General features: G+C 66.3%; 18 protein-coding genes and 1 tRNA gene. 7 read left to right on the top strand and 12 right to left on the bottom strand.

The genetic code is table 11. The features are described 5' to 3' along the window. The first annotated feature begins 39 nt into the window (after window positions 1-39). Window positions 40-1116, top strand: a complete 1077-nt coding sequence (locus L8F96_RS02490; protein ID WP_046408821.1) for an alkene reductase — start codon at window positions 40-42, stop codon at window positions 1114-1116. A 52-nt stretch (window positions 1117-1168) separates the two neighbouring features. Here the strand turns inward: L8F96_RS02490 and L8F96_RS02485 are convergent, their stop codons facing one another. The 9 genes from L8F96_RS02485 to L8F96_RS02445 all read right to left on the bottom strand — a co-directional run bounded on the left by L8F96_RS02485 (window position 1169) and on the right by L8F96_RS02445 (window position 4420). Next, the gene (locus tag L8F96_RS02485; protein WP_046408822.1) at window positions 1169-1585 is read right to left on the bottom strand and encodes a SufE family protein; all 417 of its coding nucleotides are present in this window, start codon (window positions 1583-1585) and stop codon (window positions 1169-1171) included. A 74-nt stretch (window positions 1586-1659) separates the two neighbouring features. Then, a complete protein-coding gene (locus L8F96_RS02480) occupies window positions 1660-1896 on the bottom strand; it encodes a hypothetical protein (protein WP_046408823.1) in 237 nt (78 codons plus the stop codon). 20 nt (window positions 1897-1916) lie between these two features. Next, window positions 1917-2141, bottom strand: coding sequence for a hypothetical protein (locus tag L8F96_RS02475; protein WP_046408824.1), 225 nt, complete (start codon window positions 2139-2141; stop codon window positions 1917-1919). 55 nt (window positions 2142-2196) lie between these two features. Continuing rightward, the gene (locus L8F96_RS02470) at window positions 2197-2487 is read right to left on the bottom strand and encodes a hypothetical protein (RefSeq protein ID WP_046408825.1); all 291 of its coding nucleotides are present in this window, start codon (window positions 2485-2487) and stop codon (window positions 2197-2199) included. An 11-nt stretch (window positions 2488-2498) separates the two neighbouring features. Then, window positions 2499-2828, bottom strand: coding sequence for a hypothetical protein (locus L8F96_RS02465; RefSeq protein ID WP_046408827.1), 330 nt, complete (start codon window positions 2826-2828; stop codon window positions 2499-2501). A gap of 29 nt (window positions 2829-2857) precedes the next feature. Continuing rightward, window positions 2858-3241: an envelope stress response membrane protein PspC gene (gene pspC / locus L8F96_RS02460; protein ID WP_046408828.1), complete on the bottom strand. Its 384-nt coding sequence runs from the start codon at window positions 3239-3241 to the stop codon at window positions 2858-2860. Further along, the gene (gene pspB / locus L8F96_RS02455; protein ID WP_046408829.1) at window positions 3241-3528 is read right to left on the bottom strand and encodes an envelope stress response membrane protein PspB; all 288 of its coding nucleotides are present in this window, start codon (window positions 3526-3528) and stop codon (window positions 3241-3243) included. Before pspB ends, pspC begins: the two co-directional genes overlap by 1 nt. Before the next feature lie 2 nt (window positions 3529-3530). Then, complete coding sequence (gene pspA, locus L8F96_RS02450; RefSeq protein ID WP_296220873.1) at window positions 3531-4199, bottom strand: phage shock protein PspA; 669 nt, start codon at window positions 4197-4199, stop codon at window positions 3531-3533. 80 nt (window positions 4200-4279) lie between these two features. Further along, window positions 4280-4420 carry a hypothetical protein gene (locus L8F96_RS02445; protein WP_164518968.1) on the bottom strand — a complete coding sequence of 47 codons (141 nt, stop codon included), beginning with the start codon at window positions 4418-4420 and terminating at the stop codon, window positions 4280-4282. Window positions 4421-4647: 227 nt separating this feature from the next. Between L8F96_RS02445 and pspF the strand changes: the two genes are divergently transcribed. The 4 genes from pspF (at window position 4648) to L8F96_RS02425 (ending at window position 9695) form a co-directional block, all read left to right on the top strand. Continuing rightward, window positions 4648-5769 (top strand): phage shock protein operon transcriptional activator, encoded by a 1122-nt coding sequence (gene pspF, locus L8F96_RS02440; RefSeq protein ID WP_231621903.1) that lies wholly within the window; start codon window positions 4648-4650, stop codon window positions 5767-5769. Between the two features lie 117 nt (window positions 5770-5886). Further along, a complete protein-coding gene (locus L8F96_RS02435) occupies window positions 5887-6495 on the top strand; it encodes a superoxide dismutase (protein ID WP_046408833.1) in 609 nt (202 codons plus the stop codon). Between the two features lie 271 nt (window positions 6496-6766). Next, window positions 6767-8335: an alginate export family protein gene (locus L8F96_RS02430; RefSeq protein ID WP_334654902.1), complete on the top strand. Its 1569-nt coding sequence runs from the start codon at window positions 6767-6769 to the stop codon at window positions 8333-8335. Then, window positions 8316-9695: a serine hydrolase domain-containing protein gene (locus tag L8F96_RS02425; protein ID WP_136451807.1), complete on the top strand. Its 1380-nt coding sequence runs from the start codon at window positions 8316-8318 to the stop codon at window positions 9693-9695. The genes L8F96_RS02430 and L8F96_RS02425 overlap by 20 nt, the downstream gene beginning before the upstream one ends. A gap of 176 nt (window positions 9696-9871) precedes the next feature. Here the strand turns inward: L8F96_RS02425 and L8F96_RS02420 are convergent. The 3 genes from L8F96_RS02420 to moaA all read right to left on the bottom strand — a co-directional run bounded on the left by L8F96_RS02420 (window position 9872) and on the right by moaA (window position 11788). Beyond that, a tRNA-Asn gene (locus L8F96_RS02420) sits at window positions 9872-9946 on the bottom strand. 67 nt (window positions 9947-10013) lie between these two features. Beyond that, window positions 10014-10793 (bottom strand): NAD kinase, encoded by a 780-nt coding sequence (locus tag L8F96_RS02415; RefSeq protein WP_046408834.1) that lies wholly within the window; start codon window positions 10791-10793, stop codon window positions 10014-10016. Beyond that, window positions 10790-11788 (bottom strand): GTP 3',8-cyclase MoaA, encoded by a 999-nt coding sequence (moaA, locus tag L8F96_RS02410; protein WP_417158925.1) that lies wholly within the window; start codon window positions 11786-11788, stop codon window positions 10790-10792. Before moaA ends, L8F96_RS02415 begins: the two co-directional genes overlap by 4 nt. Before the next feature lie 116 nt (window positions 11789-11904). On the opposite strand from moaA, the gene L8F96_RS02405 reads away from it, so the two are divergent. After that, a complete protein-coding gene (locus L8F96_RS02405) occupies window positions 11905-13479 on the top strand; it encodes an EAL domain-containing protein (protein WP_145118546.1) in 1575 nt (524 codons plus the stop codon). Continuing rightward, a complete protein-coding gene (locus tag L8F96_RS02400) occupies window positions 13476-13895 on the top strand; it encodes a YybH family protein (protein ID WP_136451810.1) in 420 nt (139 codons plus the stop codon). The genes L8F96_RS02405 and L8F96_RS02400 overlap by 4 nt, the downstream gene beginning before the upstream one ends. The last annotated feature ends 24 nt before the right edge of the window (window positions 13896-13919 follow it).

Here is a 13919-nt window from a genome sequence, read left to right as displayed (position 1 = left end):
GGGGAGTCCCGTGGCAAAATGAAACGGAAGGGAGATTGAATGCCGAGCTTGTTTGACCCGATCGAACTTGGGGCGATCCGCGCCGCCAATCGCGTGCTGATGGCGCCGCTGACGCGCACCCGCGCCGACGCCAACCACGTGCCGACCGAGATGATGATCGAATATTATCGCCAGCGCGCCGGCGCCGGGGTGATCATCTCCGAAGCGACCGGAATCAGCCCGCAGGGCCTGGGCTGGCCCAATGCGCCGGGCATCTGGAACGACGCGCAGGTCGAGGCGTGGAAGCCGATCACCGAGGCGGTGCACAAGGAGGGCGGCAAGATCGTCGCGCAATTGTGGCACCAGGGCCGGCTGGCGCGTCCCGACGTGAACAAGCTGCAGCCGCTGTCGGCGTCCGCCACCCGTGCGCCCTATCCGATCCCGGAAAAGAACCCTTATGGCGAAGCGCGTGCCGCCACGCTGGACGAGATCAAGGAAGCGATCGAGCAATATGCCCAGGCCGCGCGCAACGCGCTGAAGGCCGGGTTCGACGGCGTTCAGCTGCACGGCGCCAATGGCTATCTGATCGACCAGTTCCTGCGCGACAACACCAACCTTCGCGATGATGATTACGGCGGCTCGCCGGAAAACCGCATCCGGTTCATGAAGGAAGCGGTGCAGGCGGTGATCGCGGCCGCGGGCGCGGAGCGGACGTCGATCCGGCTGTCGCCCAATGGCGAGACGCAGGGTGCCGACGACAGCAACCCCGAAGCGGTCTTCATCCCGGCGGCCAAGGTGCTCGACGAGCTGGGCATCGCGTTCCTTGAGCTGCGCGAGCAATCGCCTGACGGCACCTTTGGCGCGTCGAGCGTGCCCAAGCTGAGCCCGCAAATCCGCAAGGTGTTCACTCGCCCGCTGGTGCTGAACCAGGATTACACGCTGGAGAAGGCGCAGGCCGATCTGGATTCGGGGCTGGCCGATGCGATCGCCTTCGGCCGCGCGTTCATCGGTAACCCTGATCTGGTTGACCGGCTGCGTGAGGGCCTGCCGCTGGCGCAGGACAACCCCAAGACGTGGTATTCGAAGGGCCCCGAGGGCTATATCGATTATCCGGCCTACAAGGCCGAGGCGGCCTGAACCGGCGCGCCGCCCTTCGCGACGCGCGGAGGGCGGCGAACCGTCGATGATCCTAGAGGTAGCGCGCGGCGGTTTCGCGGATCAGCGCGATCATGTTGGGAATGCCCTGCGTCCGGTTGGAGCTGAGCTGGTTGCGCAGATCGAACGGGGCCAGCGCGCCCTCGATATCGGTGGCGGCGATCGCCTGCGGTGTCGCGTCCTGCACGGTCTTCAGCACCAGCGCGATGATCCCCTTGGTGATCGCGGCGTTGCTGTCGGCGAGGAAGTGCAGCGTGCCGTCGTCGTTGCGGGTGGGATAGACCCACACCGCGGCGGAGCAGCCGCGCACCAGCGTCGCATCGGTCTTCAGCGCATCGGGCATCGGCTCGAGCGCGCGGCCGAGATCGATCAGCAGGCGATAGCGATCGTCGGCATCGAGGAATTCATATTCATCGCGAAGATCGGCAAGTTCGGGCGCGGCGTCTGACATCGCGCGGGGACTAGCGGCTTGCCGGAACAGCGGCAACCGGGCGGGTCAGGCCCGCGCCGGGCAGAGGGGGTGGATCAAAGGTCCACCCCGGCGGCGATCGCCTCCAGCTTGCGGATGCGTTCGCGCAGGTCGGCGATCTCGATGCGAGCGCTGGTCGCCGCATGGGGCGCGCGGGCATCGGCCTCCTGGCGCAATTGCTGCTCCTTCAGCCGAAGCCAGCCGCGCCAGCCGGCGAGGCCGGCCGAAACCAGCATGGCGAGGCCGGCGAGCGCAGCGGTTGCCATGATCATATAGAAGCCGGGGTCAGGCATGACGTTGCTCCTCCTCGAACTCAGCGGTCGCGCAGCTCTTCGATCTGACGGCTCAGATCGGCGCTGCCGTGATTGTCGGTGATGACGCGTTCCAGGACCGCGATCCGCTCCTTGAGCTGGCGGATTTCCTCGCGGCTGGCGATCGCGTCGGCGGGTAACGCATGATCATCGGCGTCTCGCAGCCCGCGGTACTTCTCGCGCTGCATCCGGGTAACGGCCGTGATCAACACGATCGCGATGACCATGAAGGCGACAGACCATGGCATCGATCAACTCCTTGAAGAGGGGATATTTTCTTGTTCAGTTGGGCCGTTCGATGCGCGGCGGCGTCTCGCGCAGCTGCTCGATCTCGTCGGCCAGGACCACGCCGCGGTCGGTGACGATCCGTTCCAGCACGCGCACCCGCTGTTCCAGCCGTTCGGTATGGGCGGCATATTGCGCCGCCTTCTCCGCGGTCTGGGCATTGAGCGCCTCGGCCATTTTCTCCTTGTGCCGAAGCCAGCGGCGGAAGGAGTCCCCGCCCACGCCGAGGATCACCGGCAGCCCCACCACGATCATGAAGAACAGTAGAACAAAGCTGTACTTTTCCATGGTCCCGATCCTCAGTTGGCGCGGTCGCGCAGCTGCTCGATCTCCTGGCTGAGCAGGTGGCCGCTGTCGGTGACGATCCGTTCGACGTTCTGCAGGCGATCCTTCATCGAGCCGAGTTCGGCGCGAAGCTGGCCGTTTTCCTGCGTCAGCAGCTTCACCCGCTCGATCGTTTCATCGTCGCGCTTGGGATAGAGCGCCTGACCCCATTGGCCGTCGAGCGGATAGCCGTTGCGGATGCGCATCCAGGTCGTCGCGACCCAGCCGAGCATGGCGGCGACACCGACCGTGGCGATCACGGGGGCAAGGGCGGAGAAGAGCTGGATCTTTTCGGCGGCGGTCATGGCCTCTCCCTTTCATATTGGCGCGGCAATCAGCGCAGGCGCTCGATCTCTTCGGCGAGCTGGGTATTGCGGCTGGTGTAGTGCGTCTCGATGTCGGCGAGGCGACGGTCCAGCTCGCGGAATTTGGAGCGGACCTCCGCCGTGGTGCGCTTCGGGTTCGAGCGCACGCCCTGCCAGAATTTCGCATCCTCCGGCGATCCGTAGAGGTTCGCAGGCCGGTCGCTCGCCATCCAGCCGATCAGCAGATAGGCGATCAGCGTCCAGGGGAAGCCCCCGGCGAGGGTGAGCAGGATCAGCCCGATGCGGACCCACAGAACCTCGATTCCGGTATAGTCGGCGATCCCGGCGCACACGCCCTTCCACTTGCGTTCCTGCCGGTTGAGGTAGAATTTGGTGCGGCTGTTGTCGGCCATCAGTTCCTCCGCAGGTTCCGGTCTTCGAGCCGGTAGTCGGGTTCAGAGCGGTAGTCGGCGATGCCGGGGCGGAAATCGGGATTGTCGGCAGCGACGATGCGCTCCACCGTATTCACCCGATCCTCGAGCCGCTTCGCCAGCGAGTGGAGTTCGTCGAGCAGCGCCTCATCCTCGGTGGTCATGCCGCCGGGCGACTGCTTCCACTTGGTGACATAGTGCATGATCAGCCAGGGCAGCCCGATGAAGAGCATGCCCACGACGAAAACCGGTACGAGCACCTCTTCCATCTTCAATTGTCCTTCTTCAGGCGCGCCTTGAGCGCGGCGAGTTCGGCGTCGATCTTGTCCGAGGCCTTGAGTTCGGCGATTTCCTCGTCGAGGCTCTTGGGCAGCGCGCCCAGGCCCATCGCGTCGGCGCGGCCCTCCGCCTCATCGACCTTGCGTTCGAGCATCTCGAACCGGCTGAAGGCATCGTGCGTGCGCGGGCCGTTCCACATTTCGCGCAGGCGGGAGCGGTTGTTGGCGCTTTCCAGCCGGGTGGCGATGTTGTTCTGCCGGGTCCGCGCCTCGCGCAGCTTGTTCTGCAGCTTGGCGATGTCTTCCTCGGAGGAACGGAGCGTGTCGTCGAGGACGGCAACCTCGGCGCGAAGCTGCTCGATCATGTCGGACGCCTTCTGGCGCTCCATCAGCGCCGCCTTGGCAAGGTCCTCGCGATCCTTCGACAGCGCAAGCTCCGCCTTTTCGGTCCAGTTCGACTCGATATCGGAAAGCTTGGCCATGTGGCGGCGCATCTCCTTGATATCGGCGATCGTCCGTGCCGCCGACGCACGCACCTCGACCAGCGTCTCCTCCATCTCCAGGATGATCATGCGGATCATCTTGGCCGGGTCTTCTGCCTTCTCGAGCAGTTCCGCCATATTGGCGGCGACGATGTCGCGGGTACGGGAAAAGATGCCCATCAACGAAACTCCTGGTGATGCCCTTTTATAGGCTTGCCGCCGGGGCGAAGCGAGGGAAAGACCCGCCCCGGCGGCGCCGTTCACGCGATCACGCGAACGAGGGGGGTAGCGGCCGAGCCCGCCTGTGCCGGCCCGACCGCGCCGACCACCATGGTGGTGCTGAAGACGATGGTGCAGGCGATGGCGGCGAGAGTGCGGCCGAGCGAAGCGAAGTTGGTCATGGTGTATCTCCCTACCTGATCTGTCAGACCCGACGTTGCGGGTATGCCGAAGTGCTTTGCAGGGGACGTGCCAATTTCACTTGGCGCAGTTTCGCCGAGCTTCAACTTTTTCCCGCAACGACCAAAATACGCGCAAAAACAGCGATATAGATCTGGTGGGCACCAGCCGGATGCCGCCGCCCGCGTGATTTGCTGCGCTCAAACACATATTGCCAAGCATTGGGAAAATGCGCCAAGGCTTGGGCGGGGCAGGGTGGAGCGACATGGTCGAACGGGCGACTCAAGTGATCGGTCAGTCGGGCGCGTTCCTCGACGCGCTGGAGCGCGCCAGCCGTGCAGCGGCGCTTGACCGGCCGGTTCTGGTCATCGGCGAGCGCGGCACCGGCAAGGAGCTGGTCGCCGAGCGGCTCCATCGCCTGAGCGGGCGGTGGGACCAGCCGCTGGTCATCATGAACTGCGCCGCGCTGCCCGAGACGCTGATCGAGGCGGAATTGTTCGGCCATGAGGCGGGCGCGTTCACCGGCGCGACCAAGGCGCGAGTCGGGCGGTTCGAGGAGGCCGATGGCGGTACCTTGTTTCTCGACGAACTCGGCACCTTGTCGATGGGGGCGCAGGAGCGGCTGCTGCGGGCGGTGGAATATGGCGAAGTGACCCGCATCGGCGCGTCGCGCCCGATCCGCGTCGACGTGCGCATCGTCGCGGCGACCAACGAACATCTGCCCGACAAGGTGGAGCGCAACGAGTTTCGCGCCGACCTGCTCGACCGTCTGTCCTTCGAGGTGGTGACGCTGCCGCCGCTGCGTGCGCGCAAGAGCGACATCATCGTGCTGGCGGACCATTTCGGACGGCGCATGGCGGCGGAAATGGGGTGGGAGCGGTGGCCCGGCTTCGCCCCGGCGGCGCAGGAGGCGCTGCGCGAGTATCGCTGGCCCGGCAATGTGCGCGAATTGCGCAACGTGGTGGAGCGCGCCGTCTATCGCTGGATGCACGAGGGGCCGATCGAGACGATCGAGTTCGATCCGTTCCAGTCGCCCTATCGGCCCGGCGCCGGAAGCGGCGATGGCGGCGCCCGGCCGGCACCGTCGATGCTCGCCATGCCGACACCGCCCATGGCGTCGCAGCCGTCGCAGCAGCCCGGCGCGATGACCGAGGGGGACGAGGTGGCGGCGTGCGACGTCGGCCCATCGGACTTCAAGAGCCGCGTCGCCTTGTTCGAGCGCGAATTGCTGTCGCGCGCGTTGGCCGAGAACCGGTTCAACCAGCGCGCGACGGCTGATTCGCTGGGGCTGACCTATGACCAGCTGCGCCATGCGTTGCGCCGCCACGACCTGATCGGGGCGGGCGGCTGAGGCCCACTGCAAGCGGCGATGCGCGATCGTTTAATCGGAGCGGTTGCGTAACGAGCATGCGGGAGCCATTTGGGTGGCGTCGCGTTCGATAGCGCGAACCCCAGAAGGAGGAATTTCATGGCATTCGAACTGCCGCCGCTGCCGTACGACTATGACGCGCTGGAGCCGGTCATCTCCAAGGAGACGATGACCTACCACCACGACAAGCATCACGCAGCCTATACCGCCAAGCTGAACGAGGGCGTCGCCGCCGATCCGAAGCTGGAAGGCAAGTCGATCGAGGAAATCCTCGGCATGATCTCGTCGTTGCCGCCGCTCGTGCGCAACAATGGCGGTGGCTATTGGAACCACGACTTCTTCTGGAAGATCATGACCAGCCCGTCCAAGAGCGGCCAGCCGACCGGCGCGCTGAAGGATGCGATCGATGCCTATGGCGGCCTCGACAAGCTGAAGGAAGACTTCAACGGCAAGGGCGCGGCGCAGTTCGGCTCGGGCTGGGCGTGGGTCATCAAGGATTCGTCCGGCGCGCTGAAGGTCGTGTCGACGCCGAACCAGGACAATCCGCTGATGGACGATGCCAAGGACAAGGGCACGCCGATCCTGGGCAATGACGTGTGGGAACACGCTTATTACCTCACCTACAAGAACGATCGCCCCGGCTATCTGAAGGCGTGGTGGGACGTGGTGAACTGGGAAGAAGTCGGCCGTCGTTTCGACGCCGCCTGACCAGCAGCTATCCGGTCATTGATCGGGCAGGGAAGCGGGTGGACCTGACCGGGTCCGCCCGCTTTTCTTGTTTGTGGGCACGGCGGCGAGCACGCCGATTTACGTAGAACATCCAATGTCCGGCATCGGGCATAGGCATATCCTTTTCCGTCATGTGGGCCGGGTATTCACCGTATCGGATCAGTTCATCGCTTCCGGCGCCGGCTGCTCTCGATCATATTTCCGCTTCGCTGCCGACGGACCGCCCGCGGGCGGAGGGGACGGGCGCGCGATGATCGCCGACGTGGGCGCGCCGCAGATCGTCATCGTCGAGCTGGTGGAAGATTGCCGCGGCCGTCCCGATTGCGCTGTCCGCGCCGAGCGCCCCGCCGACGCGCAGGCCGAAGATGAAATCCGGCGCGCGGGGCAGTCGAGCCTTCCGGAAGGCGGCCCCTCGGCGCTGCAATCCGACCAGCTGCCCAGCAGGGACGCGCCCGCGCATGATGTCACGTCGCTCTACGACAAGGACGGGTGGAAGCTGCGCTGGTATTTCCAGGGCGGGCTGAACCTGGTCAGCGAGACGAACCTGTTCTGGGACTTCGCGTCGGTCTACGCGCCGGACGCGAAGTTCAATTCCGACCAGACGTGGCTGGAGGGGTACGTCAAACCGGGCATCGGGTTCGACAAGACCTTCGCCGACGGCAACGTCTTTTACGGCAAGCTGTCCGGCGTCGCGTCGCGCACCTGGGGCACGGACGCGTTCGATGCGCGCAACAAAGGCGCCGTGACGCTGGAAGAGGCATATCTCGGCTTTCGCACGACGAACCAGCCGACCACCTTTGACGTGTCGCTGGGGCCGCGGGAATTGCAGCTGGGCAGCGGCATGCTGATCGCCAATGGCGGCACCAGTGGGTTCGATCGCGGCGCGCTGAAATTCGGGCCGCGCAAGGCGTGGAAGCAGGCGGCGATCGCGCGGGTCAAGAACGGCCGGCAGACGATCACCGGCTATTTCATCGAACCCAATGAGCTGCCCTCCAACGATGGCAACAACCAGCTGGCGGGCAGTGACGTGCGCTATGATACGCCCGAGGGCGACTTCGTCGGCTTCACCTACGTCAACGTCCTGCGATCCAGCTCCCCCTACATCCGCGCTGCTGCGGGCGGGCTCGGGGAGCCGACGATCATCCCCGACGGGCGCGACCAGCTGAATGCGAGCAACCTGTATTTCAACGCCACCGGGCACAGCGGGGCGGTGCGCAACTGGTTCGTCACTGGCGACCTGGCCTATGAATGGAACAACCGGATCAACATGTCCGCCTGGGCCGCGCGGGCGCAGATCGGCCATAATTTCGCCGACCTGCCGTGGACGCCGACGCTCAGCTATACGTTCAAGATATTCTCCGGCGACGATCCCACCACGCCCAAGCTGGAGCGGTTCGACCCGCTCTATTACGAGGGATCGCCGGGTGCCTGGGCCACTGGCTCCAAATCGTCGATGGTGTTCATCAATTCCAACCTGAGGGCGCTGGAACTGGCGCTGGCGGTGCAGCCGTCCAAGAAGGACGCGCTGACGCTGCGCTATGCCTATATCAACGTGGACAAGCTCGCGAGCCCGATCCAGTTTGGCCAGGCAACCCGGCTGGTGTCGACGCCCAGCGGGTTCAACCTGATCGCCGGGGTGACCAAGCCGCACCTCTCGGACGATATCTTCCTCGAGTACAACCACGTCTTTTCACAGAACGTGTTCCTCACCGCGGGTGTGAGCGCGTCCTTCCCCGGCGCCGGGATCAAGGCGGCCTTTCCCGACAAAAGCCCCCCCATCTGGTCAGGAGCGTTCGTCAATGTCGTGGTCAATTACTAAGGCCGCCGCGCTTGCGGCGGTATGCTCGGCATCGCTCGCCGCGGTGGCGATCTCCAGCGCGGGCGCGCAGGAGGGAACCAAGGCCAGCAGCAGCAGCACGCAGCCGCCGCCCCTGTCGGCGCAGGCGTCCGACCCGCGAGTGATGGGATGGATGCAGGGGTTCCCGCCGCCGCCGGACAAGATCATCCGGCAGCCGCAGTCCGACTATTTCAGCTTCCCGAAGCTGCGCTGGTCAGTGTGCCACCTGCGCCAGTTCCTGCCGACGGTGCGCATCAGTCGCGGGATCGGCGACCCGGTGCCGCTGGCCTATGCCGAAGCGCCGATGGTGCGGCGGCGCACCAGCGAGATCAACGCGCTGACCTTCACCCCGCTCAACTCGAACACGCCGATGACATGGGAGCAATCGCTGGGGGCCAATTACACCGATGGCATGCTGATCATGCACCGGGGGCAGGTGATCTACGAGCAATATAACGGGTGCCTGACCGCCGATGGCGTCCATGCGGCGATGTCGATGACGAAGTCGCTGACCGGGCTGCTCGCCGAAATCCTGGTCGCGGAAGGGAAGATCGATCCGAATGCACCGGTGACCAAATATGTGCCGGAAGTGAAGAACAGCGCGTTCGGTACCGCCACGGTCCGCGACGTCATGAACATGACCACGGGCCTCGATTATTCGGAGGATTACACCGATCCGAACGCGGGCGTGTGGAAATATGCCGAGGCTGCCAGCCCGCTGCCCAAGCCGGCGGATTACAAGGGCCCCAACGGCTATTGGGAATATCTGGCGCAGATCAAGCCGGAGGGGCGCAACGGCGAGGCGTTCCACTACAAGACGCCCAATGCAGACATGGTGGGGTGGATCGTCACGCGGGCGAGCAACCGCTCGGTCGCGGACCTGGCATCCGAGCGGCTGTGGCGGCCCATGGGGGCAGAGCAGAGCGCCTATATGACGGTGGACGGCAATGGCGTGCCCTTTGCCGGCGGCGGCCTCAGCGCAGGGCTGCGCGATATCGCGCGGCTGGGGCTGCTGGTCATGAACGAGGGGGTGATCAACGGCAATCGCCTGTTCCCGGCCGCTGCGGTGCAGGCGCTGCGCCGGGGCGGAGACCCGAGGAAGTTCGGCGATGCCTATCCGGCGCTGAAAGGCGGCAGCTACACCGGATTGTGGTGGATCTATCCCTGGGACGGCAAGGTCGTAGCCGCGCGCGGCGTGCATGGGCAGGCGATCTACGTCGACTTCGAAGCGCAAATGGTGATCGCGCGCTTCGCCTCGATGCCGTGGGCAAGCAACGCCTATAATGATCCGGTGTCGATGCCGGCGTTCCGGGCGGTGGCCAATTATCTGAAGACCAAGTGAGCGCAGCTTCACGGCAGGGTGAGCAAGGCTGGCGGCGGGTGCCGGGTGCATGATCGAACGTGCGACGCTCGCGGCCCGCCAATCGCGACGTTCGTGCCCGGACAAGGCGGCGACCGTTGCAGCAACATGATGGTGGGAAGGATCGCTGGCGCATGATGCGGGGCGATCGGCCCCGCTGGCTCCCTGAGTAGGATTCGAACCTACGGCCGCTCGATTAACAGTCGAGAGCTCTACCGCTGAGCTATCAGGGAACGCTGCGGGAGGCGCGTCTTTAGCCGGATTCTGGCGGCTTGCAACCCCCCGATTGCCGGATTTTTCTCAGACGATGAACTGTTCCATCGTAATCCGGTCATCCAGCGCGTGGCCGGGGTCGAACAACAGCGTCAATTCGCGTGCGCGATCGATCGCAATGTCGACCTCGCTAACCTCGCGGATCTCGCGCTGGTCGGCCACGGCGGAGACGGGGCGCTTGTTCTGGTCGAGCACGCGCAACTTGATTCGGGTCTTGTCAGGCAGGATCGCGCCGCGCCAGCGCCGCGGGCGAAAGGCGCTGATCGGGGTGAGCGCGATCAGCGCGGAGCCGAGCGGCAGGATCGGACCGTGCGCGGAGAGGTTGTAGGCGGTCGAGCCGGCCGGCGTCGCGACGAGGATGCCGTCACAGGCCAGTTCCTCCAGCACGACGCGGTCGTTGACGGACACCTCAAGCTTCGCCGTCTGGCGGGTTTCGCGCAGCAGCGACACTTCGTTGATCGCGGGAACGGTGTGGATGCGGCCGTCCGCCCCGGTCGCGGTCATCAAGAGCGGCGTCACCTTCACCGCGCGGGCGCTTGCGAGGCGTTCCTCCAGATCGTGCTGGCGCCATTCGTTCATCAGGAAGCCGACGGTGCCGAGGTTCATCCCGAACACCGGCACGCTGGAGCGGCGCGCGTCGAGCAGCGAGTGGAGTACCTGCAGCATGAAGCCGTCGCCGCCGAGCGCGATCACCAGATCGGCTTCGTCGATGTGGCACCAGTCCCACGCGTCGGCGAGCGCGGCCCGCGCCGCCTGGGCTGACGCGGTCGGCGAGGCGAGCAAAGCCCGCCGGGGGTAAAGCGTCATCCGCCGGTCACGCTCATATGCCGCGCCACGGCGGGCGCTGCCCCGCGTTCGATACGGAAATCGTGCCGCGCGGGCTTGCCTGCGATTCCGAGCCGGATGGCATCGTCGAGCGCGGCGACGCCCCCGGTGCGCAAGGCATGTTTGAGATCCACCTGATCCTCATGCCCCAGGCATGAATAGAGTCGGCCCTCCGTCGTCAACCGCACGCGGTTGCACCCGTCGCAGAAATTGGCGGTTAGCGGGGAGATCAGCCCCAGCCGGGTCGCCGTGCCGTCGACACGCCAGTAGCGGGCGGGCCCGCCGGTGCCATTGGTGTCGCGGGTCAGCGCGAAGCGGCTAGACAGGCGATCGAACACGGCCGTCAGCGGCAGGAACCGGTCGGTGCGGTCCTCATCAATCGCGCCGAGCGGCATGGTTTCGATGAGCGTCAGATCATGGCCCTGCGCCATGCACCATTCGAGCATAGGGGCGATCTCATCCTCGTTCAGCCCCTTCAGCGCGACCATGTTGATCTTGATCGCGAGCCCGGCGCGGTGACCGGCAGCAATCCCGTCGAGCACCTGCGCGACGTCTCCGTGGCGCGTGATATGCCGGAACAGCGCCGGATCGCGGCTGTCGAGGCTGACATTCACGCGGCGCATGCCGGCGGCGACCAGCGCCTCGGCATGTTCGGCCAGCCGCGTCGCGTTGGTCGTCATGGTGAGTTCGTCGAGGCCGCGGCCGACATGGCCGCCGAGCCGATGCGCCAGTTCCACCACGTCGCGGCGCACCAGCGGCTCCCCGCCGGAGAGGCGGATCTTGCGCACGCCAAAGGCGATGAAGCGTTCGGCGATGACGGCGATTTCCTCGAGCGCCAGCAGCCGATTGCGCGGCAGGAAGGTCATCTTCTCCGCCATGCAATAGCGGCAGCGGAGATCGCAGCGATCCGTCACCGAAATGCGCAGGTAGCGGATCGATCGGCCAAAGCCGTCGATCAACGCGGTGGCGGCCGGCATTTCTCCCATATCGGAACAGCTAAGGACTGTTGGGCGGGGGAACAAGGGCTGGTGCATGGTTGCTGCAACGCGCGGCGCCCCATACGGCCGCAATGGTGAGCACAAAAGCGAGCGATATGACCGAAGTGGCGCTGGGTAGCGGTTGCGCGCCGTTGGCGCCGATCATCCGGTCGCTGGGGTGGCGGGCCGGCGGCGACACCGCCGACGTCCGGATGATCGATGCGGCGGCTGGCGCAGAGGCGGTGGCGACCGAGGGGCTGGTGGCGGCGCGCGCGCGGGCCGCGCTGGTCGTGCTGCTGGCGCGTGAGGAAGAGGCCGCCGCCGCTTATGATGCCGGCGCGACGCACGTCTGCCTTTCGGGTGCGGATGACGCCGCACTGACGGTGACATTGCGGTTTGCGGCGCGTCACGCCCGTCGCTTGCGGGGCGCGGGGCAATTTCGCCGCGCCGGGGAGCCGAGCGACGGCGGGGTCGAGCGGTTCCTGGAGGCGCTGCGGCCCGATACGCCGGCGGCGGTGGCGGTAATTTCGATCTCCCGCTTCGACGCGGTGAACGTCGCTTATGGCCGTGCGGCGGGGGACAGCCTGCTGCATCAGGCCGGCGCCCGGCTGGCGCTGACGCTGCCCAAGACAGCGGTGATGGAGCGCGACAATGGTGCCGGGTTCATCGTTGCGCTGCGCGAGGAGGATGACGCCGCGTCGGCACGGATCGCAGCGATGGAGATTGCGCTGGGGCAGCGTTTCTCGCTGGGCGAGGAGGAAGCGAGCGTCGGTGCGCGGATTGGGCTGGCGCATCGGATCCCGGGCGAAAGCGCCGAATCGCTGGTGCGGCGCGCGCGCGACGCGCTCGCGCTGGCGTCGATCGGGGAGGGGGCGGCGGTGCGCATCGCCGCCGCGCCGCTCGCGGGGAACGGGATCGACCTGGCGGCGGACCTACACCGCGCGATGGATCGCGGCGAGATCGACATCCTGTTCCAGCCGCAGGTGCATATGACCGGCGACCAGGCGAGCGACCGGATCGTCGGGGTCGAGGCGCTCGCCCGGTGGGAGCACCCGCGCCACGGCGTGCTGGGGGCGAGCACCTTGTTTGCCGCGGCGGCGCGGGCGGGGCTTGGTCTGCCCCTGTCCGAACATATCCAGTCGCTGGCGCTTCGCCGCGCCGGGGCATGGGGCGGGGCATTGGCCGGGCTGCGGGTGGCGGTGAACGTCACCGCAACCGATCTCGCCCGCACCGATTTCACCGAGCATTTCCTGGCGATGATCGCGCGGGCGGGGATCGCGCCCGATCGCGTAACGGCGGAAGTGACCGAAAGCGGGCTGGTGACCGACCTTCCGCTGGCCGCGCGGCGCTTGCAGCAACTGCGCGACGCAGGGTTGCGCGTGGCGATCGATGATTTTGGCACCGGCTATTCCAGCCTTGCCTATCTGAAGGCGCTACCGCTGGATTATCTGAAGATCGACCGCAGCATCACGCAGGACATCATGGGCGGGCCGCGCGCGCGGGTGGTGGTGAGCGGGGTGATCGCCATAGCAGCCGGGCTTGGCCTGTGCACCATTGCCGAAGGCGTCGAGAGCGTGGCCGAACGCGATCTGCTCGCCGCGGAGGGATGTGACCTCTATCAGGGGTTCCTGCGTGCCGGGCCGGTGGACGAACCCACCCTCGCGCTGCTGGTCGAAGGGGAGAGTGCATGACCATCGTTGCCATCGCCGTGACACAGGCGGTCGTCGCCGCAGCTGCCGCCGCCGCGCCTCAAGCTGCGGTCGAGGCGGAACTGGCAGCGAGCGCGGCCGGGTGGAACAGCGGCTCGCTCGATCGGTTCATGTCGGTCTATGCCGATGATGCCGTCTATTCCTCCGGCAAGGACATGGTGCGGGGCAAGGCCGCAATCGCCAAACGCTATGCGGGCAGTTTTGCCGATGGCAGCAATGCGCGCGGGCGGCTGTCGTTTCAGCCCGCCGCGTGGCGGACGATCAGCAACGTCCACATGCTGCTGGTGGCGCGATGGACGCTGACCCCGGCGAGCGGCACGGCGCAGACCGGCCTCACCACCTTGTTGTTCGAGCGGCGCAAGGATGGGTGGCGGATCATCGCCGACCACAGTTCCTGAGCGGCGCCGCGAGCTCACCAGAGG

Origin of the sequence: Sphingomonas panaciterrae (assembly GCF_036890205.1) — a bacterium.
Classification (GTDB): domain Bacteria; phylum Pseudomonadota; class Alphaproteobacteria; order Sphingomonadales; family Sphingomonadaceae; genus Sphingomonas; species Sphingomonas panaciterrae.
Note: the sequence above shows the minus strand (reverse complement) of the source record. Positions and strands in the feature narration are given on the sequence as shown.